This is a genomic window from Marinobacter xiaoshiensis (assembly GCF_031631795.1).
Taxonomy (GTDB): domain Bacteria; phylum Pseudomonadota; class Gammaproteobacteria; order Pseudomonadales; family Oleiphilaceae; genus Marinobacter; species Marinobacter xiaoshiensis.
Window position 1 is genome coordinate 166,882 of the sequence record NZ_JAVMBO010000018.1, and the last position, 23,175, is coordinate 190,056.

The 23,175-nt window shown below is 55.1% G+C and carries 17 protein-coding genes; 9 read left to right on the top strand and 8 right to left on the bottom strand.

From position 1 onward, the window contains the following. The first annotated feature begins 133 nt into the window (after positions 1-133). A complete protein-coding gene (locus RKA07_RS16200) occupies positions 134-1,591 on the top strand; it encodes an amidase (RefSeq protein ID WP_200201772.1) in 1,458 nt (485 codons plus the stop codon). Here the strand turns inward: RKA07_RS16200 and RKA07_RS16205 are convergent. The 3 genes from RKA07_RS16205 to RKA07_RS16215 form a co-directional block, all read right to left on the bottom strand. Then, positions 1,582-3,471, bottom strand: a complete 1,890-nt coding sequence (locus tag RKA07_RS16205; RefSeq protein WP_310966815.1) for a sensor domain-containing diguanylate cyclase — start codon at positions 3,469-3,471, stop codon at positions 1,582-1,584. The genes RKA07_RS16200 and RKA07_RS16205 overlap by 10 nt on opposite strands. Before the next feature lie 169 nt (positions 3,472-3,640). Next, complete coding sequence (locus RKA07_RS16210; protein WP_310966816.1) at positions 3,641-6,727, bottom strand: efflux RND transporter permease subunit; 3,087 nt, start codon at positions 6,725-6,727, stop codon at positions 3,641-3,643. A 5-nt stretch (positions 6,728-6,732) separates the two neighbouring features. Beyond that, positions 6,733-7,815, bottom strand: coding sequence for an efflux RND transporter periplasmic adaptor subunit (locus RKA07_RS16215; protein ID WP_310966817.1), 1,083 nt, complete (start codon positions 7,813-7,815; stop codon positions 6,733-6,735). A gap of 333 nt (positions 7,816-8,148) precedes the next feature. On the opposite strand from RKA07_RS16215, the gene ilvG reads away from it, so the two are divergent. Then, positions 8,149-9,849, top strand: coding sequence for an acetolactate synthase 2 catalytic subunit (gene ilvG, locus RKA07_RS16220; protein ID WP_200201775.1), 1,701 nt, complete (start codon positions 8,149-8,151; stop codon positions 9,847-9,849). Further along, the gene (locus RKA07_RS16225) at positions 9,846-10,127 is read left to right on the top strand and encodes an ACT domain-containing protein (RefSeq protein WP_310966818.1); all 282 of its coding nucleotides are present in this window, start codon (positions 9,846-9,848) and stop codon (positions 10,125-10,127) included. The genes ilvG and RKA07_RS16225 overlap by 4 nt, the downstream gene beginning before the upstream one ends. 47 nt (positions 10,128-10,174) lie before the next feature. On the opposite strand, the gene RKA07_RS16230 is transcribed toward RKA07_RS16225, so the two are convergent. From RKA07_RS16230 to RKA07_RS16250, 5 genes are all read right to left on the bottom strand, one after another. Beyond that, positions 10,175-11,356 carry a thiolase family protein gene (locus tag RKA07_RS16230; RefSeq protein ID WP_310966819.1) on the bottom strand — a complete coding sequence of 394 codons (1,182 nt, stop codon included), beginning with the start codon at positions 11,354-11,356 and terminating at the stop codon, positions 10,175-10,177. Positions 11,357-11,374: 18 nt separating this feature from the next. After that, complete coding sequence (locus RKA07_RS16235) at positions 11,375-12,526, bottom strand: acyl-CoA dehydrogenase family protein (protein ID WP_310966820.1); 1,152 nt, start codon at positions 12,524-12,526, stop codon at positions 11,375-11,377. A 25-nt stretch (positions 12,527-12,551) separates the two neighbouring features. Next, positions 12,552-13,313, bottom strand: a complete 762-nt coding sequence (locus RKA07_RS16240; RefSeq protein ID WP_310966821.1) for an SDR family NAD(P)-dependent oxidoreductase — start codon at positions 13,311-13,313, stop codon at positions 12,552-12,554. Between the two features lie 109 nt (positions 13,314-13,422). Beyond that, on the bottom strand, positions 13,423-14,610 hold the full coding sequence (gene bktB / locus RKA07_RS16245; RefSeq protein ID WP_200201779.1) for a beta-ketothiolase BktB: 1,188 nt from the start codon (positions 14,608-14,610) through the stop codon (positions 13,423-13,425). 49 nt (positions 14,611-14,659) lie between these two features. Then, positions 14,660-15,802 carry an acyl-CoA dehydrogenase family protein gene (locus tag RKA07_RS16250; RefSeq protein WP_310966822.1) on the bottom strand — a complete coding sequence of 381 codons (1,143 nt, stop codon included), beginning with the start codon at positions 15,800-15,802 and terminating at the stop codon, positions 14,660-14,662. A 135-nt stretch (positions 15,803-15,937) separates the two neighbouring features. Between RKA07_RS16250 and RKA07_RS16255 the strand changes: the two genes are divergently transcribed. From RKA07_RS16255 to RKA07_RS16280, 6 genes are all read left to right on the top strand, one after another. Then, on the top strand, positions 15,938-16,951 hold the full coding sequence (locus RKA07_RS16255; RefSeq protein WP_200201781.1) for an AraC family transcriptional regulator: 1,014 nt from the start codon (positions 15,938-15,940) through the stop codon (positions 16,949-16,951). A gap of 133 nt (positions 16,952-17,084) precedes the next feature. Beyond that, positions 17,085-18,668 (top strand): fatty acyl-CoA synthetase, encoded by a 1,584-nt coding sequence (locus RKA07_RS16260; protein WP_310966823.1) that lies wholly within the window; start codon positions 17,085-17,087, stop codon positions 18,666-18,668. Between the two features lie 170 nt (positions 18,669-18,838). Next, positions 18,839-19,285, top strand: a complete 447-nt coding sequence (locus RKA07_RS16265; protein WP_310966824.1) for a MerR family transcriptional regulator — start codon at positions 18,839-18,841, stop codon at positions 19,283-19,285. 68 nt (positions 19,286-19,353) lie between these two features. Further along, positions 19,354-20,520, top strand: a complete 1,167-nt coding sequence (locus RKA07_RS16270) for an isovaleryl-CoA dehydrogenase (RefSeq protein ID WP_310966825.1) — start codon at positions 19,354-19,356, stop codon at positions 20,518-20,520. A gap of 206 nt (positions 20,521-20,726) precedes the next feature. Further along, positions 20,727-22,334 (top strand): carboxyl transferase domain-containing protein, encoded by a 1,608-nt coding sequence (locus RKA07_RS16275; protein ID WP_310966989.1) that lies wholly within the window; start codon positions 20,727-20,729, stop codon positions 22,332-22,334. A 15-nt stretch (positions 22,335-22,349) separates the two neighbouring features. Next, on the top strand, positions 22,350-23,174 hold the full coding sequence (locus RKA07_RS16280) for an enoyl-CoA hydratase/isomerase family protein (protein WP_310966826.1): 825 nt from the start codon (positions 22,350-22,352) through the stop codon (positions 23,172-23,174). The last annotated feature ends 1 nt before the right edge of the window (position 23,175 follow it).

Consider the following 23,175-nt stretch of genomic DNA (forward strand, 5'->3'; position numbering starts at 1 on the left):
CCCGTTAAACGTAACGGGCTTTTGCACTCATACCTGAAATGACATGTCGTCATATTTTGCGTTCGAGTAGAGTATGCCTCCAGGAAAGCAGCTCCCCGGAGAACTGCTGCAAATTATGATGGAGATGCCTCGAATGTCCGCTTCTGACGCCCCGAAAACCGCCAACACCTTTACCAATGACGCTCTTGGGAACGACGACGCGACCGCTTTGGCAGAGCGTATCCGCCGTAGGGACGTATCAATTTCCGAAGTGACCCAGGCTGCTATTGCCCGGTTGCATAAAGCCGAACCACTGGTTCACGGTGTTGTTGCGGAACGCTATCAACAGATGCTGGAAACCGCTGCCAAACTGGATAGTAAATCTGACCTGGCAGAGGCGCCGTTTTTCACCGGCGTCCCTACCTTTATAAAAGACAATACGAACGTAGCGGGAATGCCAACACGCCAGGGATCAGCCGCGGTGCCTGCCGGACACCTCGTAAAGCACACGAGCCCTTTTGCGGAACAGATGCTGGCCCAAGGCTATCTTTGCATGGGAAAGACCACCATGCCGGAGTTCGGATTTAATGCTTCAACCGAGCCGGTGCATGATGCCCCCACCCGCAACCCCTGGAACCTGGCATACTCCAGCGGAGCCTCATCAGGTGGCGCGGCAGCACTCGTGGCAAGCGGCGCCGTTCCGATTGCCCATGCCAACGACGGTGGCGGCTCCATACGGATTCCGGCGGCTGTTTGCGGGCTCATAGGGCTCAAGCCGTCCCGTGGGCGTGTGATCGAGAACGACGCTTCAAAGTCACTCCCCATTGATATTCTCAGTGATGGTGTAGTTACTCGCACCGTTCGAGATACAGCCAATTTCATCTATGAAGCAGAGCGGTATTACCGCAACCCGAAATTACCATCCATTGGAAAAGTGGAAGGCCCATCTGGCAAGCCGATGCGGATTGGCTTGGTTATTGACTCTATTAACGGTCACAAAACTGATGACACGACACGGCGCGTTGTCGAAGCCACTGCCCGAAAACTGGAAGCCCAAGGCCACCATCTTGAGCCTGTAGACACACCTGCAAACTCGAGCTTCCCCGATGATTTTGCAATGTACTGGGGATTGCTGGCCTTTGGCATGAAACTCAACGGCCGCAAAATAACGCACCCGGGGTTCGACAAACGGCAGGTAGACGGTTTGACTCAGGGTTTGGACAGAATGTTCAAGCGAGGTTTCCTGAAGATGCCAGCAGTGCTGTGGCGCTTGCGCCGCGCCAGGTTCGAGTTTGCTGAGGCCATGTCGGCCTATGATGCGGTACTGACACCGGTTCTGGGCCACACCACTCCAAAGCTGGGCCACCTGAGCTCAAAAGTGCCCTTTGACACACTGTTTGAGCGCCTCACGCAGTATGCCAATTTCACCCCACTGGCAAACGTTACTGGCACGCCTGCCATATCAATACCCATGGCTATGACACCAGAGAACCTGCCTGTTTCAGTGCAGCTCATGAGCAAGTTCGGGGATGAGCGAACGCTGCTGGAGCTTGCATTCGCGCTGGAGTCCGAGTTTTCACCCTGGGCTACTGCTGAATACAGTCACGCCTGAGTAGTGGCCGGTGTCGCGTCCTCACTGGGCGTGGCCCAAGCCACAACACAATTACGGCCATTGGCCTTCGCCTGATACAAGGCTTCATCCGCCCTGCTGAAAAGTACCTCCGTGGCACCTGCATTATCTGGCAGTTCCGTGCACACTCCGATACTGACGGTCAGGTGAAGTGTTTGGCCGGATAGCTCAAACGCCATAGCTGCAACTGCCTTACGAATTCGCTCGGCAACATCGAGGGCGCCTTTGTGCGGTGTGTTTGGAAGCAGAACAACAAACTCCTCACCACCATAACGAGCAGCCATATCCTGTGGCCGGGTAACTAACTGGCGTACACACCGGGCCACCATCTTCAAGCAATCATCACCCACCAGGTGGCCATGGCTATCGTTAAACTGTTTGAAGTGGTCGATATCCAAAAGCAGAAGCGACAGTGGCTCCTGATATCGGTAGGCGTGCACCACCTCCGCCTGGAATGCCCGATCAAAGTGGCCGCGGTTTTTTAGCTCTGTGAGTGCATCCGTGGAACTTAATTCAAGCAACTGCTCGTTCAGGCGCTCAAGATCCCGGGTACGCTCCCGTACTCTTTCTTCAAGCAGCACATTAGCTTCGCGTTGTATTTCCAGGGTTTTAGCCTGTGCAATCCGGGCCTTACGCTCCTCTCGCAACGCTCCCTGCTGGGCCTCAAAAATTCGCTTCTTGTCTTTATTCAGCCGGTCTGCCAGTGCAATTGACAGTAACGTTACGCCAAGGGCGGAGCCAATCTGCGTTGCATTTTCTGTCAGTAGGTTACGGGGCAACATGGTGAACTTGCTCATGGCCAGAACAATGCCGCCAAACAACATGAACACCCATGCAAAAGTGTAATACCGTGCCGCTGGATCCTTTTTCACCCACCGGACAATGCTGAGTATTAACAGGGTTGAGCAACCGATAACCGCCAACAATATTGTCGGCAAAATCAGATACTGGTACGGCACCAACAAGCCAGCCACCGCCATCAACCCTGCGGCCCCGGCAATGCAGAGCGTCCACCGGTTCAGCAGGGGATGGTTTTTCCGGGTAACGTTGATAAATGCAAGAGTAAAGGATGAGCCAAATAGAACAGTCAGACTCAAAAAAACGATGATAGCCTGATCATTCCACCATATTGCTTCCGGCCATAAATACTGAAAAGCCACACCATGAAGGCTAGCCAGGAACAACGGCATCGCCGCCATGAATACCACATAGTGCAGAAAGCTCCTCTCGCCAACGGCGAGAAAAACAAATACGTGGTATAAAATCATGACCAACACAATGCCGTAGTATAGCCCCTCAAACATGCTTCGGGACTGCTCCACCGAATAGAACGCATCCTGATTCCAAAGCGTTAAAGGAATCTGCATGGAACTGGTGGTTTTTACACGCAGGTAAACCTCAGCTTTCTCAAAGGGCGCGAGTGTTAAAGGTACAACAAAATTGCGGTGCAGAATGGGACGGTCGTAAAACGGTTGTTTGTCGCCCAATACCAGTACATTTTGGCTCTGGTCATCCGGTTTGAAGTAAACCTCGATGTGATCAAGAACCGGATAGCCAATCTCAAGAAAGGTGTTGGCTTCACTCGCAGTGGCGTTTTCCAGGGCCACGCGAAACCAGAATACCTGTGGGCCATAACCCAGGTTAACGCTATCACTGCCGTTGCGCGTCCAGGCATCCGCGCTTAACCCTGCAACGTGCGAAATATCGGTGGCCTCATCTGGCTCTTGCCAATAATCCACGTAACGAGAAAGTTCTACTCGCTTGGAATATTCACTCCATACAGCTGTCTGTTCCGCAGAAAACGCCGAGATGGACGTCAGCAGCAAAAGTAGCAGGCAAGGTAACCGGAAGTCTCGTTTCAAAGCTGGCTCCAATCACACACGGGCTTGTGCGCCGCTGTCGGCTTCTTACCCAGTATGGCCTCAGGATCATGCATTTGCCTGCACTTCCTACCATAAGGCGCAAATCGACAAGAAACGCTACAAATCTGTACAGCTTTGTACAATATTGCTCATAAATCGCCCCGGCACTTTAATCCGCAGGCCACATACGCCCGGTTTTCCTCCGCACAGCTTCCCCCACCCGATCACCCAGCACCAGCATGGCCGGTGTAAGCAGCAAGGTGAGAATGGTGGCAAATGCCAGGCCGCCAGCGATGGCGCTAGACAGCTGCGCCCACCACTGTGTTGATGGCGCCCCCAGCCCAAGCGACGGTGTAAGCAGATCGACATTCACGCTCAAAACCATCGGCATCAAGCCCAGCACGGTAGTAATTGCGGTAAGCAGCACAGGGCGCAAACGCAGACAGCTGGTTTCCAATGCCGCCTCGTATGCCGCCATGCCATCTTTCTTCATTTGATTATAGGTGTCGATCAGAATGATGTTGTTATTCACCACAATGCCCGCCAGCGCGATAATACCCATGCCCACCATTACGATGCCAAACGACTGGCCGTTCAACAGCAACCCGAGAAGAACGCCGGCCGTTGAAAGTACAATCGCAGAAAGAATCAGGAAGCTCTGGTACAACGAGTTGAACTGAGTCACCAGAATGAGCAGCATCATGGCAATTGCAATCAAAAATGCGCTTATCAGGAAGTTGGATGCCTGCTGCTGATCTTCATTTTCCCCGGCAAACTTAACCGATACGCCGTCGGGCGTTTCAGGAAGCTTGGCCTGTAAAGCTTTTAGCAAGCTGTCTACTTGTTCCCCTGGGCCAATATCCGATTTGATGGTAACCGTTCGCTGGCCATCTACCCGGGAAATGCTGCCTGTCTTGTTTCCGGGTTGCAGATCAAGAAACTGCGATAGAGGAACCTGCCCCCGCGCCGTATTGATGGTCTGGCGTTGCAAATGGTCGAGTTCGCGCCAGTTGCCGGGAACCCGCACAACAATATCCACCTCATCACGAACATCTTCGGGCCGGTAGGTGGCCAGCACCAGGCCATTGGTAACCAGGCGAACAGCACTGCCAATGCTCAGCACGTCGGTTCCAAAACGGGCGGCGGCTTCGCGATCTACTTCAAGACGCCATTCAATACCAGGCAGGCTGCGGTCATCTTCAATGTCCACAAAGCCACCCAGGGCGCGCATTTGATCCTCGATCTGATCCACGTATCCGTTGAGCTTGCTGCTATCTCGACTACTGATCAGAAGCTCTATCGGTTTGCCCCCAGCCGGGCCATTTTCCTGCTTGCGAAATTCCAGCTCGATACCCGGAATATCCTGGGTGCGCGCAAGGAAATCATCCAGAATGGCACTAGCGGGGCGGCGGGTAAACCAGTCAGTAAATTGGAACTGAAGCACTCCAACCACATCCGGAGCCATCTGAGTGCTGGCGTTCAGCATTGAGCGCGCGTACACCGCTTTTACTTCCGGCATGCCCTGTAACCGGCCTTCAACCTGTCGGACTATGGCATCCCGTTCCAGAACAGACAGGTCGCCCCGGGCTCGCACCTGCACCTGAGCAGAATCCGGTTCCACGCTGGGGAAAAATTCAATGCCATAATTGAACTTGCCATAGGCGATATAGATCACCACAACCACGCCAAGCACGCCCACCAGAGTAAGGCCTGGGTGGGACAGGAGTGTGGACAGCAACCTGCGATAGCCATGCATCATTCGTCCGCTTTCACTGACCGTGCGAGCACGGCGACCACCACTCACGCCCCCCAGAACCGGCAAAAACACCAACGCCATGGCAAGAGAAGCAACCAGGCAAATAATCACGGTAATGGGCAGAAACTTCATGAATTCGCCCACAACACCTGGCCAGAACAAAAGCGGAACAAACACCGCCAGGGTAGTTGCCGTTGAGGCAATTATCGGCCAGGCCATGCGGCTTGCAGCCTCCGCCCAAGCACTTTTTACGGTATGCCCGTCAGACAGGTTTCGGTCTGCCAGTTCAGATACTACGATCGCTCCGTCTACCAGCATGCCGGCAACCAGAATGAGGCTGAACAGCACCACGATATTGAGGGTAAGCCCCATGGACCAGATAACGAGAATGCCTGTCAGGAAGGCGCCGGGAATGGTCAACCCTACCAGCAAGGCTGAACGCGGCCCCATAGCGGCAATGATCACAATAATAACCAGCACGATGGCAGTCAGTACGTTGTTGAGCAGATCGCTCAGCAGGTCGCGCACTTCATCAGACTGATCCATGATGTAACGCACTTCCAGGGCTTCCGGCAGCAGCGGCTGTGCCCGGGTAATCAGCTCACGTACCTGGGCCACGGTTTCAATAATGTTAGCGCCACTGCGCTTGGATACTTCCAGCACAAGTGCAGGCTCACCATTGATGCGCGCAAACCCGGTCGGGTCTTTGAAGGTGCGCTGCAACATGGCGACGTCTCCAAAGGTCACCACCGTATCGCCATCTACCTTCAGAGGCATGGACATAACATCTTCAATATTCTCGATAACACCGGGCACTTTCAGGGTCATACGACCATTGCCTGTATCCAGCGATCCTGCCGCCACCAGTTGGTTGTTGCGGGTGACCAGATTGCCAAGCTGGTCGAAATCGACGCCGTAGCCTTCCAGCACCTGAGGGTCTACTACAATTTCCAGCAAATCTTCCCGGTCGCCTCCAATATCAACTTCGAGCACCTCTGGAATCGCCTCGATGGCATCTTGTAGCCCGCGGGCAACTGTAATCAGCTCTCGTTCAGACAGCGGCCCGGAAAGACCGATGGAAAGCACAGGAAACAACGAGACGTTTATTTCATTGACGCTTGGCTCGTCAGCTTCCCGGGGGAGTTTGCTACGGGCCGTATCCACGGCCTCCCGAACGTCCTGAAGAGCTGTATCGGGGTCAAACCCGGCATCGAACTCCAGCATTACCGAGGCGTGCCCTTCAGAGGCGGTACCACGCATTTCCTTTACGCCCTCCAAAGAGCGCAACTCCTGTTCCATGGGGCGAATCAGCAGTCTTTCTGCATCTTCCGGGCTTATACCTTCCAGTGCCATGGAGATATAAATCATGGGAATGGTAACGTCGGGATTAGCCTCCCGGGGGATAATCTGGAACGCAGCAATGCCGCCAAGTGTCAGGAAAAATAGCGTAAGCAGAGTAGTGCGACTGCGATCTATGGCCGCATATATGAGTGCGTGCATACGGCTTAGCCCCGCTCTTCGGAAGCGTCTACAGGCTCGACTCGCTCGCCCTCTTTAACAAAGCCTCCACCACGAGTAATCAGGCGAGTCTCGTCCGGCAAACCGGTAACCCAAGCGCCCTCTGTGGACACACTGAGCAATGTCACCGTGCGAAAAACCACCTGGTTTTGATCATCAACATATTTCACACCCGGGCGCCCATCGTCTCCGAGGGAAAGGTAGGCCGGAGAGATAAACGTGGCCTGAACATCCGGTAGTGCAACACGGAGGTTGGCGCTACCGCCCGCTATGCGTTTTTGGTCCGGATTTTCAACGGAAATCTCTACTGCAAAACTCCGGGTCTCAGGGTTTGCAGCGCTCGCTACAAAGGTAACCACGCCATCGAGCGCGTCTCCATCCAGGGGGCGCACCCGCACCTTCTGGCCAGGTGCCACTTGGGCAGCAGACTGCTGGGGCACCTGCCCTTTGGCTTTGAGCCGGTCGGTACGCACCAACTCATACAAGGGCGAGCCAACCTGAACCAAGCTGCCAGTTTCAACCTCTTTGCGGTTTATCACCCCATCAAACGGGGCCCTGGGCCTGAGGTGGGAAACCTCAAGCTGAGCGCTCTCCAACTCTGCCCGGGCAGCCGCCAGATCGCTTTCCACACCAAGAGCCTCCGACTGCGAAGCGAGATTTCTTGAGCCCAGCCTCTGCACCGCAGCCAGATCCGCCTCAAGTTTCTTCACCCGCGCCTGCCAGCGTTGAACCCCCGCACCGCGGCCATCTTCGGATAAGGTCAAGAGTACATCTCCAGTCTTTACCGAATCGCCAAGCTCAGCCGCAATGCTTTCTACTGTGCCCGCTACCCGGGCACTCAACATTACCGAACTCCAGGGTTCCAGTTGCCCTTGAAGCAAAAGCCCTGGCTCATATACCTGCGCGTTAAGTGTTGTAACCTCAACCCTTGTAAGTGCATGTTGCGCAGTTTCAGGCTCTGCGGGGGCATCGGTGCTTGCCTCTTTGACTTCACCTGTCGCCATCCAGACAATCAGGGCAATTACAATGATCACAGACAGACCCAGCGAACTCCATTTTACTTTGCTCATTAAGTACCTACACAGCCTGTATTGGGTGAACCATGGCCCGAAAGCGACACTAGCCTGAAAATAAAAGGTCGAAACGGTTGCAACCTGATCAAATCGTGGGGTAGATTCTACACAGATTCCTTTTGCTAATTCAGGCCAGATTGTCGTTTTATGAACATCAACTCAGTAATTATTCTTGCAAAGCTCGTCCTGGTGGTGGTGATACCTTCCGGGGGATTTTGCGTGGATAAGCGGGTGAGATAGCGACAAACCTGACAAAAACACCAGAAACCCCCGGCACCGCAAGGTCCCGGGGGTTTCTTTTTTACGGAAGAAAAAACAGGAAATATAACGATGAACGGCGCACAGCATATTCTTCAAGCGTTCCACCACCACAACATCGAAACCGTTTTTGGTTACCCAGGTGGCTGCATCATGCCGCTATACGATGCACTAGTGGATGATGTGAGCGTTGAGCATGTGCTTTGCCGCCATGAACAAGGCTGCGCTTTGGCTGCCGACGGCTATGCCCGGGCCAGCGGCAAGCTGGGGGTGTGCATTGCCACATCCGGCCCCGGTGCTACCAACCTGATAACCGGCGTTGCCAACGCATACCAGGATTCAATCCCCATGTTGGTTATCACCGGCCAGGTGCCCTCAGCGCTGATCGGAACGGATGCCTTTCAGGAAACCGATGTTCTGGGAATGACCCTTGGTATCGTAAAGCACAGTTACCTGGCAGAGAGCGCAGACGAATTGCCCGGGATTCTTGAAGAAGCCATAGAGTTGGCGCAAAGCGGGCGACCCGGGCCTGTTTGGATTGATATCCCGAAAGATGTATTGCTGGCCGAGACATCTGCTGCGCCTGCCTACGCACCTGCTCAGCCAAAGGCAACCCGCCCGGAGCTCACCTGCGCCATCGCCATGCTTCGCGATGCTCGCAAACCTTTGCTTTACAGTGGTGGAGGCATCAGCCTGGCCCATGCAGAAGACAGCTTCAGGGAATTTGCCAAGTGCTCAGAGCTGCCAGCGGTAGTAACGCTAAAGGGAATAGGTAATGCCGGCAAACACAGTGCTCACAATTTGGGCATGCTGGGTATGCACGGTTCCCGAGCAGCCAATCGGGCTGTAGACGAGTGCGACCTTTTGTTGGTTATCGGAGCCCGCATGGATGATCGGGCCACTGGCAAACTTGACGGGTTCGCTCCTAACGCAAAAACGATACACATTGACGCCGACGCCTCGGAATTCAACAAGCTTCGCAATGCAGATATAGCCATTCGCGGAGACCTGAACACCATTCTCAAGGAGCTGACCCAGACAATCAGGGACACACCTCTGGCGATCAATGACTGGCGTAAACAGTGCCAGACATGGCGCACTACGGGCGGGTTTCAAGCGGCAGATAACGAGGAGCCGCTGGCACCCATAACCGGCCCTGCTTTCATCAGTCAACTTTCCCGTACTGCACCGGACGACACGGTCATTGCCTGCGACGTTGGCCAGCACCAAATGTGGGTTGCCCAGCATTATCAGTTTGATCACCCAAGGCACCATCTGACTAGCGGCGGTCTCGGCACAATGGGTTTTGGCTTGCCCGCGGCGATTGGCGCGCAGTTTGCGAACCGCAACAGCACCGTCATCAATGTAACCGGCGACGGCTCGTTCATGATGAATGCTCAGGAGCTGGCAACCATTCGCCGTTACAACCTGCCCGTTAAGCTGATCATTATGGATAACCAATGCCTGGGCATGGTGCGCCAGCAGCAGGAGCTGTTTTATAACAACCGGGAAAGCCACATCAACCTGGACGACAACCCGGATTTTGTGGCCATGGCTCGCGCCTTCGACATCCCTGCCCTGAAGATTGATCGCACAGACCAGGTTCGGCGCGGCATTGAAACCATACTGGCTTATAACGGGCCCATGCTGCTGCACGTAGCCATTGCCCGGGAAGAAAACGTTTGGCCGATCGTAAAGCCCGGTGGAAGCAACAAGGAAATGATTGATGAAACCCGCCGCACTGCCGCGGACAAAAAGGAGAAGATCGCATGACCACTGAGAGCAACTGTGAAACGCCCAGTTACGACATTACTTGCAGAATGAGCCACGAAGCAGCCGCGCTCGAGCGTCTGTGCCAGGTGGTTCGCGTTCGTGGTTTCAGGATTGCACAAATGGCGGTGGATTCGGCAGACGGAGCGCTGAACATCGCCCTGACGATTCAGGGTACGCGCCCTGTTGCCATGCTTCAGTCTCAGCTGGAAAAGCTGCATACGGTTGCGGAGGTAAAGCTTGCTGCGCCGGTGGTGGCCGCCGCCAGTCGTATCGCCTGACATAGAAAGCCGGTGCAGCGCCACACTTGCGCTTCACCGGCTTTCTATCAGAGTAGCTCTACAGCAACGGCCGTGGCCTCACCGCCGCCTATGCACAGAGACGCCACTCCACGCTTCAAGCCTTTCTGTTTCAGGGCGTTGATGAGGGTAATAATAATGCGTGAGCCTGATGAGCCTATTGGGTGCCCAAGTGCGCAAGCACCGCCGTACACATTCACTTTCTCTGCATCGAGACCCAACTCATTAATGGCCAGCAAAGATACCACTGCAAAGGCTTCGTTGATCTCGTAAAGATCCACATCGTCCTTGCTCCAGCCGGCTTTTTTCAAAACCTTCTCAACTGCACCAATGGGTGCCAGCGTGAACTCTGCCGGCAGCTGGGCGTGAGTGGCGTGCGCCACAATCCTGGCCTGGGCAGTCAAGCCGCGAGCGTTTGCTTCTTCCGCAGACGCCAGAACCAGTGCCGACGCACCATCACTGATGGAACTGGCGTTGGCAGCCGTGACTGTGCCGTCCTTTTTAAAGGCTGGTTTCAGGTTCGGGATTTTCTCGGGACGGGCATTGCCGGGTTGTTCGTCAACGCTCACCTGGGTATCGCCACCACGGCCAGATACGGTAACCGCGCAGATTTCCGGCTCGAACCAGCCATTGCTGATGGCCGCATTGGCTCGTTCCAGCGACCGAACGGCGAAGCCGTCCATCTGCTCGCGGGTGATCTTGTAATCGTCTGCGCTCTTTTGCGCGAACACACCCATCAGGCCGCCTTCGTAGGCATCTTCAAGGCCGTCGAGGAACATGCTGTCCATCACCTGCCCGTGGCCCATACGCATACCGCCGCGCGCTTTTGGCAACAGGTACGGTGCCTGGCTCATGTTCTCCATGCCGCCAGCAACCATTATATTGTTGGTGCCCGCTTTAATCTGATCATGGGCCATGATCACTGCTTGCATACCGGAGCCGCACATTTTGTTCACAGTGGTGCAACCGGAGCTGTCTGGAATCCCTGCACCACGGGAAGCCTGGCGCGCGGGAGCCTGTCCCAATCCGGCGGGCAACACGCAACCCATGATCACTTCCTGAACATCCACAGGCTGCAGCCCGCTGCGCTCGATGGCAGCTTTGATGGCAGTAGCCCCCAACTCCGGAGAGCGTACGGAACTCAGCGAACCCATCATGCCGCCCATAGGTGTGCGGGCAGACCCGGCAATCACAACGCTGTTATCGCTCATATTCAAACCTCACTGATTTCAGCCTCTACCCAGAACGGAGCGGGCAATGATTTCTTTCATGACTTCTGAAGTACCGCCGTAAATACGCTGTACCCGGGCATCCATGAATGCGCGGGAAATCGGATATTCCGTGGTATAGCCATAGCCGCCAAACAGCTGCAAGCAGCCGTCTGCCACACGGCACTGCATTTCCGTGGCGCTGTATTTCGCCATGGAGGCTGTCGCAGCATCCAATTCACCCGCCTCATACTGGCTGATGCACTGGCTCACGAATGCCTTGTTAACCTGATAATCGGTTTCCATACGGGCAATTTCAAAACGGGTATTCTGTAGCTGCGCCAGTTTCTGGCCGAACAACTCCCGCTCCTGAGCGTAGGAAATGGTCAGATCCAAAGCACCTCTGGCTGCAGCCACACCCAGCGCGCCGATAACCAGCCGCTCCCGTGGCAATTCCTGCATCAGGTAGGCAAAGCCTTTGCCCTCCTGTCCGACCAGTGCGGAGGCAGGAACGCGCATATCAGAAAAGAACAGCTCGGAGGTGTCGCCACTGTGCTGGCCGATCTTGTCGATGTTTCGGCCTTTGCTGAACCCCGGCAGGCTGGTGTCTACCAGGAACAGGCTGATGCCTTTTGCTCCGGCAGCAGGATCGGTCTTCGCCGCAACAATCACCATATCGGCATGCTGGCCATTGGTGATGAAGGTTTTTGAACCATTGAGGATATAGTCGTCGCCGTCTCGCACCGCGCTGGTGCGCATGGCCTGCAGATCACTGCCGGCACCCGGTTCGGTCATGGCAATAGCACCAACCACCTCACCCGATACCATTTTCGGCAGCCACTGCTGCTTTTGCGCTCCATTGCCCAGATGGCTGATGTAGGGGGCGACAATATCCGAATGCACCATTACATTAGTGGAGAGCGCACCATACCCCATGCGGGCAAGCTCTTCGCCCACCACCACCGAGTATTGGAAAGGGGCACCACAACCGCCGCAATCTTCAGGGATATCCACACACAACATGCCGGCATCGCCGAGGGTATTCCAGAGTTCACGGGGCACAAGGCCGGATTTCTCCCAAGCCTCGTAATGGGGCGCAACTTCTGTTTCCAGAGCCTTGATGACAGACGCTCTGAACAGAGCGAGTTCTTCCTGATCCACTGAGTTAGTCATTGCGCTCTCCTGTATTTAATCGGATTTATCTGGGTGCCATGCGCAGAGCACTGTCCAGCCGGATGGTTTCGCCGTTCAGAATTGGGTTACGCACCATCTGATCCACCATCATGCCAAACTCTTCAGGCTTGCCCAGACGCTGTGGGAACGGCAGAGTTGCCGCCAGGCTGTCCTGAACCTCTTGCGGCATGCCAGCCATCATGGGGGTCATGAACAAACCGGGTGCAATGGTGTTCACGCGAATACCTTCGCGAGCCAGTTCACGGGCAGATTGAATCGTCAGGCCAACAACACCACCTTTGGATGCGCTATAAGCTGCTTGCCCTATCTGGCCTTCGTAAGCTGCTACGGATGCGGTGTTGATGATTACACCACGCTCGCCATCTGCGTTAGGGGCGCGCTGAGCCATATCGGCAGCCGCCAGCCTCAAAATATTGAAGGTGCCGATCAGGTTGATCTGGATAACCTTGCTGAAGTTCTCCAAAGGCATAACGCCATTGCGACCCAGAATTCTTGCTGCAGGGCCAATACCTGCACAATTCACTGCAATACCGCACAAGCCATGAGCTTCACAGGCAGTTGCTATTGCCGCTTCTGCGCTTTCGGCAGAGCTCACATCGCAGTGCACAAAAATTCCGCCAATATCTGCAGCCACTTTCTCGCCCAGCTCTTTTTGCAGGTCAAAAATTGCTACTTTGCAGCCCGCAGCTGCCAGTGCACGGGCTGCGCCCTCGCCAAGCCCTGAAGCCCCACCTGTCACAATGGCCGGTACATTTTTGAATTCCATCAACTTCTCCCTTCGCGTCGGGGGTTGGAGAGTGAACTGGGTCAGCCCACGCTTTACGTTAACGTAAACTGTACCCAATTCAGTCTTAAAAAGAAATCCGATTATTTGATCAGTTAATGCGCTCAATAATCAGCGCAATACCCTGGCCACCACCAATGCACATGGTGATCAGGCCGTAGCGGCCACCCGTGCGCTCAAGCTCGGCCATGGTTTTGACGATGAGGATGGAGCCGGTAGCTCCAACAGGGTGACCCAGAGCAACCGCACCACCGTTCGGGTTCACTTTATCCGCTGGCAATCCAAGTTCCTTGCTAACCGCCAGTGCCTGGGCTGCAAAGGCTTCGTTGGATTCGATCACATCCAGATCTGCCACGCTGAGGCCGGTTTTCTCCAATACAGTTCGTACCGCCGGGATGGGGCCGAGGCCCATTACGCTGGGGTCTACCCCGGCAAAGGCATAACCGACAATACGTGCACGGGCTTTCAGGCCGCGCTTTTCGGCTTCTGCTGCACTGGTCAGCACCATGGCAGCAGCACCATCGTTGATACCTGAGGCGTTGCCCGGAGTGACTATTCCGTCTTTAGTGAAGGCCGGCTTCAGGCCCGCAAGGCTTTCGGCTGTGGTGCCTGGGCGCACGTGCTCATCCTGCTCAAACACAACTTCCTTTCGCCCTTGTTTTACAGTTACCGGCACAATCTGCTCTTTGAAGTAACCACTCTCAATGGCGTGGCTGGCACGGCGGTGGCTTTCTGCCGAGAAGGCATCCAGATCCTCGCGGGTTAAACCGTATTTTTCGGCGATTCGCTCCGCAGTCATGCCCATGTGGCCGCTGCCAAACGGGTCGGTAAGGGTTCCCAGGGTCATATCAACCGCTTTCCCGTCACCCATGCGCAGGCCTTTGCGAACATTAGGCAGCACATAGGCGCCCTGACTCATACTTTCCGCACCGCCAGCCAGTGCGATCTGGCTATCGCCCATCAGAATCATCTGCGCGGCACTGATCACTGACTGAACGCCAGAACCACAGAGGCGGTTTACGTTGAATGCCGCAGAACCTTTCTGCAGGCCTGAGTTCAGGCCAATGTGGCGAGCCACATAAGCATCAGCTGGCCCAGTAGGGATGATATGGCCGAACACTGAATGATCTATGTCTTCTGCAGGCACGCCTGAGCGACTAATTGCTTCTTTGGCTGCGCAGGTTCCAAGCTCAGCCGGGGTCAGTGAGCTCAGGCTACCGCCAAAACCGCCGATTGCGGTGCGTGCACCGTCGAGAATGACAACATCAGTAAGTTTCATTGATCGTTCCTCAAGATTTGGATGACTGGAATTCCACAGAGCGCATAATCTATTTGCCCAGCATGGAGCGGGCAATCACTTCTTTCATAATTTCCGAGGTGCCGGCGTAGATTGTCTGCACACGAGCATCCACAAAAAATCGCGATACAGGGTACTCCACGGTATAACCGTAGCCGCCAAATAGCTGCAAGCAGTCGTTAGCGATATCGCACTGCATTTCCGTGAGCATCAATTTGAGAATGGCGGCTTCCGTTGGCCCCATTTCGCCTTTCAGGTAATTCCCGATGCACTGATTCAGATAGGCTTTTCCCACCTCAAGTCGCGCCCTGGCTTCGGCCAGCTTGAACCGGGTATTCTGAAAATCGGCAACCCGCTGACCAAACGCCTGGCGCTGTTGCACATAATCCAGAGTCAGCGCCAGCACACCCTCAGTTGCGCCCACCGCTTGGGCAGCCACACCCAGGCGTTCGCGGGGCAGCTCCTGCATCAGATAGGCAAAGCCCTTGCCTTCTTCGCCAAGCAGGGCGTTATGGGGAACCACAAGATCGGAGAAGAACAGCTCTGCCGTGTCGCTGGCATGCTGGCCTATTTTACGTATGCCCTTACCACGGGTGAACCCGGACAGGCTGGTATCCACAAGGAAGAGCGAGACACCCTTGGCGCCGGCTTGGGGATCGGTTTTTGCACACACTATCACCAGCTCTGCCTGCAAACCGTTGGTGATAAACACCTTGGCACCATTGATTACATAGCCATTGTCAGTGCGCTGCGCTGTGGTGCGCATAGCCGCCAGATCACTGCCAGCGCCCGGCTCGGTCATGGCAATTGCACTTAGAATGTCACCCCGGATCATCGCCGGAAGATAACGCTGCTTTTGGGCGTCCGTACCAAGATGCAAAATATAGGGCATGACTATATTGGCGTGGATGTTATAGCCACCCGCCAGGCCACCAAAACCCTTGCGAGCTATTTCGGAGATCGCCAGCTGTGAGATTTCGAAGCTGGCACCAGCGCCTCCGTACTCTTCCGGCATATCGATACCGAGCATGCCAGCCTGCCCAAGCGTATTCCAAACCTGGCGCGGGATCGCGGATTGCTCCTCCCACTCGTCATAGTTTGGCGCAATTTCCCTATCAAGAACCCGGTTGATCATTTCATGAAACAGCGCGGTATCATCGTGGTGTCCGGACATATGTAACCTCTCAAGTAGCCCCATGAGTCATCTGATTATTCAGGCAGCCAACCATTTAAAGGGTTATCCTTCTCATCGGGAATGGCTGTACAAGCCGAAAAAATTGACACAATACGCACTCAATCAATTGTAAATATGCCCAAACCGCAATCCATACCGCACATCGCGAACCACTACCTGCAAGCTTCAATCCGCGGTGCCGAAAGGCAAGGGGTGAGCAAAGATACCCTGCTGCACAACGCAGGGATTGCAACCGAGTGGCTGAATAAGCCCGAGCAACTGATTACCGAACAACAGCTCACCCGTTTGATCAAGAGCGTGTGGCGAGCAACCCGTGATGAATTCCTTGGGTTATCCACCGGCCCCTGCAAAAATGGCACCTTCGCGTTGATGGCAGACTACTGCCTTGATTCCGCTTCCCTCGGGGCCGTGTTTCGCAAAAGCGCCCGGGTTTACAGCATTGCCTGTAACAACGTCGACATAGGTTTGGGAGAAAGCGACAGCAACAAACTGGTGTTTTTCCGCCTTAGCCTCGAAGACGCCAGCCAGGATACAGACCACATGCTGCAGGAGTTCCTGCTTCTTATGTGGCAAAGATTCACATGCTGGCTGGTGGACCAACAGATCCCATTCGCGACAACCTGTTTCAGTTATCCTGCACCGAAACATGTTAATGAGTATCGCGCTATGTTCCCCACGGAGTTGCAGTTTGATAAGCCTGTATGCGGCTTTACTCTGCATGAAAAATACCTGCAACTGCCCATTACCCGGAGCGAAGCAGAACTGGAAACCTTTCTGAAGGAAGCTCCGGCCTACATTCTGCACAGACCCGACAACGACGACAGCCTGCGGAACCGCATTCGCGCCCTGCTCGCAAACCAGAGCCTGAATAATATGCCCAGCCTGGGTGACATTGCAGAGCTACTGCACATGACTCCAAGAAGCATAGGCCGAAAGTTACAGGAAGAAGGCACCTCGCTACGGCTGATCAAAAACAGCCTGCGGAGGGAGTACGCAATAAAGCTCATGAGCACAGAAAACCTCAGCATCGCAGACATCAGCGAGCGAGTTGGCTTTTCGGAAACCGCCTCATTCTGCCGCGCTTTCAAACGCTGGACAGGCAAGTCGCCCTCGCAATGGACCGCCTGACAACCATGTAGCGAACACATCTACTTGGCTGATTGGGTCAATTTTTTCGACCTGACAGGTCATTCCCGAAGCCGGTGTTTCTCTGAGTTAATGCCAGCCATACCAATATAAAAACACCAATAGAGGTACTTGCATGAACAACCACAGCACAACTGCCTCCAGCTCTCTGCCGGCGGGCATTGCCCGGGCACTGCGCAACACCATAGGTGATGCGCTCGCCCGCTCTGCGCGCACTCAGAGCAAGCGCCCCGCCCTGGCATTCGACGATCGAACCTGGACCTATTCCGACATTCACACAGCATCAAACCGCCTGGCCCACCACCTTATTGAACTTGGGCTGGCCAAAGGTGATCGTGTTGGCGCCTACGGTAAAAACTCAGATGCCTACCTGTTACTTTGGCTTGCCTGCACAAAAGCCGGGCTGATTCATGTGCCGGTTAACTACGCGTTAATTGGCAAAGAGCTAACTTATGTAGTGAATCAATCTGGTTGCAAGGCCCTGTTTTTCGATCCAGATCTGCAGCCGCAAGTAGATGCAGTTAAAAGCACAGTTGAAGTTAGTGTTTACGGAACCCTTCACGGCGGGCAAAACGACAAGGCCCCGGATGCTCTGAAGCTCGCGCTTGCAGCCGGTGATGACACTGCACCGGACGTTGAGATTTCAGATACAGACGTTGTGCAGATTCTTTATACCTCAGGCACAACCTCCGACCCAAAAGGTGCCATGCACACGCACCGCTCCCTGATGAGCCATTACAGCGCCTGCCAGTACCATCTGAACATCCGCGCCAGCGATCGCTCTCTCGCGGCCTTGCCTCTGTACCACTCTGCGCAAATGCATGTATTTTCAATGCCCATGCTACTTAGTGGCGGCTATAGCCGATTGATCAACACGCCAACACCGGATGCCATTCTCGGGCTGCTGGCCCGTGAACAACTCAATGCGTTTTTCGCGCCACCGACTGTCTGGATTGCACTACTGCAGAACCCCGGATTCAATCCGGACAAGCTCCAGCACATGGACAAGCTCTACTACGGCGCCTCCATCATGCCCGGCCAGGTCGTAAAGGAACTGGGTGAAAAACTACCGGGCGCCGGCCTTTACAACTGCTACGGCCAAAGTGAAATTGCGCCATTGGCAACGGTACTGCTACCTGAGGAGCATGCGGAACGGCCTTCCTCTGCCGGCCGCCCTATGCAAACTGTAATGACCCGCATTGTGGACCCGGTAACCGGTAAAGATTGCCAGCCTGGAGAACAAGGCGAACTGGTGCACCAGTCACCTCAGCTGATGGTGGGCTACTGGGCCAAACCCGAAGCAACCGAAGAAGCCTTCAAGGATGGATGGTTCCATTCTGGCGACCTGGGCTACCAGGATGAAGAAGGTTACATCTACATCGTTGACCGCATTAAAGACGTAGTGAATACCGGCGGTGTTCTGGTTGCCAGCCGTGATGTGGAAGAAGCTCTCTATCAACATGAATCCGTGGCAGAAGTTGCTGTGATTGGCGTACCCGATGAAAAGTGGATAGAAGCCATCTGCGCGGTTGTAGTACTCAGAGACGGATACACCGAAGATTCAGACGCCTTGATGAGCCATGCCCGCACCAAACTCGCCAGCTTCAAAGTGCCGAAGCACATCCACTTTGTAGATCAGCTGCCCAAAAACACGGCAGGCAAACTGCTGAAAAGAAAACTCAGAGAAGACCTCTCCTAACGCCCTCTCACACCAGCCGGGCTCACTCCAGGTCTTCGAGTTGAACCCGGCTGCCTTCTGAACAACCCGTCCCGGTTTTGACTGCAAACAAAGGTGAAGCGTCTTCGTCACCCAAAGCGCTTTACGTTAACGTAAACTTCCTCTAATCTAGTTTGAAAGAGGATACCGCCATGACCGAAAAGAAAACGTTCAGCATCAGCGAACTCGCCAGCGAGTTCGACGTGACCACCCGCAGCATCCGGTTTTACGAAGATCAGGGACTGCTAAAGCCTACGCGGCGCGGGCAAACACGGATATTCAGCACAAAAGACAAAGTGCGCCTGAAACTGATCCTCCGCGGTAAACGCATGGGCTTTTCACTTGCTGAAACCAAAGAAACATTCGATCTCTGGGATGAAACCCTCACCGGCAACGAAAAGCAGCTCCTGAAAATGCTGTCGATACTGGACAAAAAACGAGCACATATCGAACAACAGAAAGCCGATATCGCTATGGCAGAACTGGAAATCAATACAAGAGAAGCCCACTGCAGGGAGGCTCTTGCAGAACTGCAGAAAAAGAAGCAACAGCAAGAATCAACAATCAAGCAATCTGGACACACCGCCGAACAAAGCTGATATCAATCAACACATGGCGCAGTGCCCCACACCCAATTACGAACCTGGCAGAACAAAAAGGCAAACACATGAAATCACAATACTCAGAACTCAACTTCGGCCTTGGTGAAACCCTTGACACCCTGCGTGAGCAAGTAAACCGCTTCGCCGCTACCGAAATCGCACCCCGCGCTGAAGAGATCGACCGCACCAACGAGTTCCCAATGGACCTCTGGAAAAAATTCGGCGACATGGGGTTGCTTGGTATCACAGTAAATGAAGCCTACGGCGGTTCTGATATGGGCTACCTGGCTCACGTGATCGCCATGGAAGAAATCAGCCGCGCATCTGCATCCGTTGGCCTGTCTTACGGCGCTCACTCTAACTTGTGCGTAAACCAGATACACAAGAACGGAACCGAAGAGCAAAAGCAGAAATACCTGCCCAAACTCGTCAGCGGCGACCACATCGGTGCCCTGGCCATGTCTGAGCCCAACGCAGGCTCCGACGTAATCTCCATGAAGCTTAATGCGCAGGATGCTGGCGACCACTACGTGCTCAACGGCAACAAAATGTGGATCACCAACGGCCCAGACGCCAACGTTTACGTTATCTACGCAAAAACCGACCCGAAAGCCGGCTCCAAAGGCGTTACCGCCTTTATCGTAGAGCGGGACTACGAAGGCTTCAGCCGCCACCAGAAACTCGACAAACTCGGCATGCGCGGCTCCAACACCTGCGAACTGGTTTTCCAGGACTGCAAAGTGCCCAAAGAAAACGTGCTGGGTGAAGTAGGTAAAGGTGCGAGAGTCCTCATGAGCGGCCTCGACTACGAACGCCTCGTCCTCTCCGGCGGCCCGCTGGGCCTTATGCAAGCCGCTATGGACGTTGTGATCCCCTACATCCGCGAACGCAAACAGTTCGAAAAAGCCATCGGCGAATTTCAACTGGTACAGGGCAAAGTAGCGGACATGTACACCTTCATGAACACCGCAAAGTCTTACGTTTACATGGTTGCCCAGTCTGCCGACCGTGGCGAAACCACCCGCAAAGACTCCGCCGGTGCGATCCTCTACTCCGCCGAAATGGCCACAAAACTGGCCTTGGACGCCATCCAGCTTCTGGGCGGTAACGGCTACATCAACGACTATCCCACAGGCCGATTGCTGCGGGATGCCAAGCTCTATGAAATCGGCGCAGGTACATCGGAAATCCGCCGCATGCTGATTGGTCGGGAACTGTTCCTGAATAACTAATTGTTGGCTTCGATTCAGTCACCCGCCCAAGTGCATAAGCTTCGGACGGCCAGCTCTTAAGTAAGACGAGGGGTTGGTGGGGTGTCTTTCCGGGAATGTCTGTGGCCAAGGATGGCCACAGTCAAGCGCACATGGATGTGCTCGTAGCGCTTCCCGGAAAGACACCCCACCAACCCCGACGCACCGACCCTCGAGGCCAGAAAACCATGACGATACTGCAAAGCAAAATAAACCCCCGCTCTGAAGAGTTTCAGGCCAAACAGGCAGCCATGGCAGAAGCCGTCGCAGACCTGCGGGAAAAAGTCTCTACCATCCAGCAAGGCGGCGGCCCCTCCTACCAGGAACGCCACATCGCCCGCGGAAAACTCCTGCCAAGAGACCGCATCAACCGTCTCCTGGACGACGGCTCGCCCTTTCTCGAAATCGGCCAGTTCGCCGCCTACAACGTCTACGGTGAAGACGTCCCCGCCGCCGGCGTTATCGCTGGCGTAGGCCGCGTCTCCGGCACCGAATGCATGATCATCGCCAACGACGCCACAGTTAAAGGCGGCAGCTACTACCCACTCACGGTGAAAAAACACCTGCGCGCCCAGGAAATCGCCCTCGAAAACCGCCTACCCTGCATCTACCTGGTAGATTCCGGCGGCGCCAACCTGCCAAGGCAGGACGAAGTATTCCCCGATCGCGACCACTTCGGCCGCATCTTCTACAACCAGGCCCGCATGTCTGCCGACGACATCCCCCAGATTGCCGTCGTAATGGGCCTGTGCACCGCCGGTGGCGCATACGTGCCTGCCATGGCCGACGAATCCATTATCGTGCGCAACCAGGGCACCATCTTCCTGGCCGGCCCTCCGCTGGTAAAAGCTGCAACAGGTGAAGTCGTTACCGCAGAAGAACTCGGCGGTGCCGACGTACACTGCAAAATATCCGGCGTTGCCGACCACTACGCCGAAAATGACGCCCACGCGCTGGAAATTGCTCGCCGCTGCGTTTCCAACCTCAACCGCAAAAAGCCGGTTCCGGTAGAGATACGCAAGCCCAAAGCTCCACTCTACGATCCCAGCGAAGTTTACGGCATCGTCGGCACCGACCTGCGTAAACCCTTCGACGTGCGCGATGTGATTGCCCGCACCGTAGACGGCTCCGAATTCGACGAATTCAAACGCTACTACGGCCAAACCCTGGTCACCGGCTTTGCCCACATCCACGGCTACCCGGTGGGCATCATCGCCAACAACGGCATCTTGTTCAGTGAGTCCGCCCAAAAAGGCGCGCACTTTATTGAACTCTGCTGCCAACGCAACATCCCGCTGTTGTTCCTGCAGAACATCACCGGCTTCATGGTCGGCCAGAAGTACGAAGCCGAAGGCATCGCCAAGCACGGTGCCAAAATGGTCATGGCCGTGGCCTGCGCCAACGTACCCAAGATTACCGTACTGATCGGCGGCAGCTACGGCGCTGGCAACTACGGCATGTGTGGCCGCGCCTACAGCCCCGACTTCCTGTGGATGTGGCCAAACGCCCGCATCTCAGTAATGGGCGGTGAACAAGCCGCTGGCGTACTGGCTCAGGTTCGTCGTGATGGTATGGAGCGCAAAGGCCAGGAGTGGAGCGCTGAAGAAGAAGCCGCGTTCAAAAAGCCGATTACCGATACCTACGAAGAACAGGGCCACCCCTACTTCGCGAGCGCCCGCCTGTGGGACGACGGCGTAATTGACCCGGCTCAAACCCGGGAAGTGGTTGCCCTCAGCCTCTCTGCCACCCTCAACCGGCCGGCGAAGCCCACGCGCTTCGGCGTGTTCCGGATGTAACCGGGGAGAAGAACCATGACAAACACCAACGTTCAGAAAGAACAGGAATCGGCCGTTCTACTCAACCGTCGCGCCCAGGGCGTGACCGAAGTCGTGCTGAACCGGCCCGACAAACGCAACGCCTTTGATGACGTGATCATCCAGCAACTGATCAGCGCATTCACAGAAGTGGATGCCGACTCCGCAACCAAAGTGGTCATCCTGCGTTCAGAAGGTAAACACTTCTCCGCCGGGGCAGATCTTGGCTGGATGCGCCGCATGGCAGACAACAGCCAGCAGGAAAACCTGGATGATTCCCGCCAGCTCGCGCGCCTGATGGACTGCCTGAATCATCTCAGCAAGCCCGTCATCGGCCTTGTTCAGGGTGCAGCCTACGGTGGCGCCGTCGGCCTGGCCGCCTGCTGCGACATTGTTATTGCTACAGAAACATCCAGCTTTTGCCTGAGTGAGGTCAAGCTGGGTCTGATTCCCGCAGTGATAAGCCCTTATGTGGTGCGTGCTATTGGCGAACGACAGGCCCGCCGCTACTTCATTTCAGCGGAAGTGTTCAATGCCCGGGAAGCTGAACAGTTCGGCCTTGTGCATATTGTCTGCGACGACATTGACGCCATGAACGCCCGCTGTGACGAGATGCTGAAGCAGCTTGCCCAGAATGGCCCGGAAGCTATGAAAGCCGCAAAGGACCTGGTGTTTGCTGTCAGCCAAAAGCCCATAAATAGCACTGTGATAGACGACACTGCGCACCGCATTGCTGATATTCGCGTAGGTGAAGAAGGTCAGGAGGGGCTTAACGCCTTCCTGAATAAACGCCGCGCCAACTGGATTCCGGAGAGCAACTAAC

Bases quoted from the DNA above. Each gene is read 5' to 3' on its own strand.
- RKA07_RS16200 (WP_200201772.1), top strand. From the start codon at position 134: ATGTCCGCTTCTGACGCCCCGAAAACCGCCAACACCTTTACCAATGAC.
- RKA07_RS16210 (WP_310966816.1), bottom strand. From the start codon at position 6,727: ATGCACGCACTCATATATGCGGCCATAGATCGCAGTCGCACTACTCTG.
- RKA07_RS16215 (WP_310966817.1), bottom strand. From the start codon at position 7,815: ATGAGCAAAGTAAAATGGAGTTCGCTGGGTCTGTCTGTGATCATTGTA.
- ilvG (WP_200201775.1), top strand. From the start codon at position 8,149: ATGAACGGCGCACAGCATATTCTTCAAGCGTTCCACCACCACAACATC.
- RKA07_RS16225 (WP_310966818.1), top strand. From the start codon at position 9,846: ATGACCACTGAGAGCAACTGTGAAACGCCCAGTTACGACATTACTTGC.
- RKA07_RS16230 (WP_310966819.1), bottom strand. From the start codon at position 11,356: ATGAGCGATAACAGCGTTGTGATTGCCGGGTCTGCCCGCACACCTATG.
- RKA07_RS16235 (WP_310966820.1), bottom strand. From the start codon at position 12,526: ATGACTAACTCAGTGGATCAGGAAGAACTCGCTCTGTTCAGAGCGTCT.
- RKA07_RS16240 (WP_310966821.1), bottom strand. From the start codon at position 13,313: ATGGAATTCAAAAATGTACCGGCCATTGTGACAGGTGGGGCTTCAGGG.
- bktB (WP_200201779.1), bottom strand. From the start codon at position 14,610: ATGAAACTTACTGATGTTGTCATTCTCGACGGTGCACGCACCGCAATC.
- RKA07_RS16250 (WP_310966822.1), bottom strand. From the start codon at position 15,802: ATGTCCGGACACCACGATGATACCGCGCTGTTTCATGAAATGATCAAC.
- RKA07_RS16255 (WP_200201781.1), top strand. From the start codon at position 15,938: ATGCCCAAACCGCAATCCATACCGCACATCGCGAACCACTACCTGCAA.
- RKA07_RS16260 (WP_310966823.1), top strand. From the start codon at position 17,085: ATGAACAACCACAGCACAACTGCCTCCAGCTCTCTGCCGGCGGGCATT.
- RKA07_RS16265 (WP_310966824.1), top strand. From the start codon at position 18,839: ATGACCGAAAAGAAAACGTTCAGCATCAGCGAACTCGCCAGCGAGTTC.
- RKA07_RS16270 (WP_310966825.1), top strand. From the start codon at position 19,354: ATGAAATCACAATACTCAGAACTCAACTTCGGCCTTGGTGAAACCCTT.
- RKA07_RS16275 (WP_310966989.1), top strand. From the start codon at position 20,727: ATGACGATACTGCAAAGCAAAATAAACCCCCGCTCTGAAGAGTTTCAG.
- RKA07_RS16280 (WP_310966826.1), top strand. From the start codon at position 22,350: ATGACAAACACCAACGTTCAGAAAGAACAGGAATCGGCCGTTCTACTC.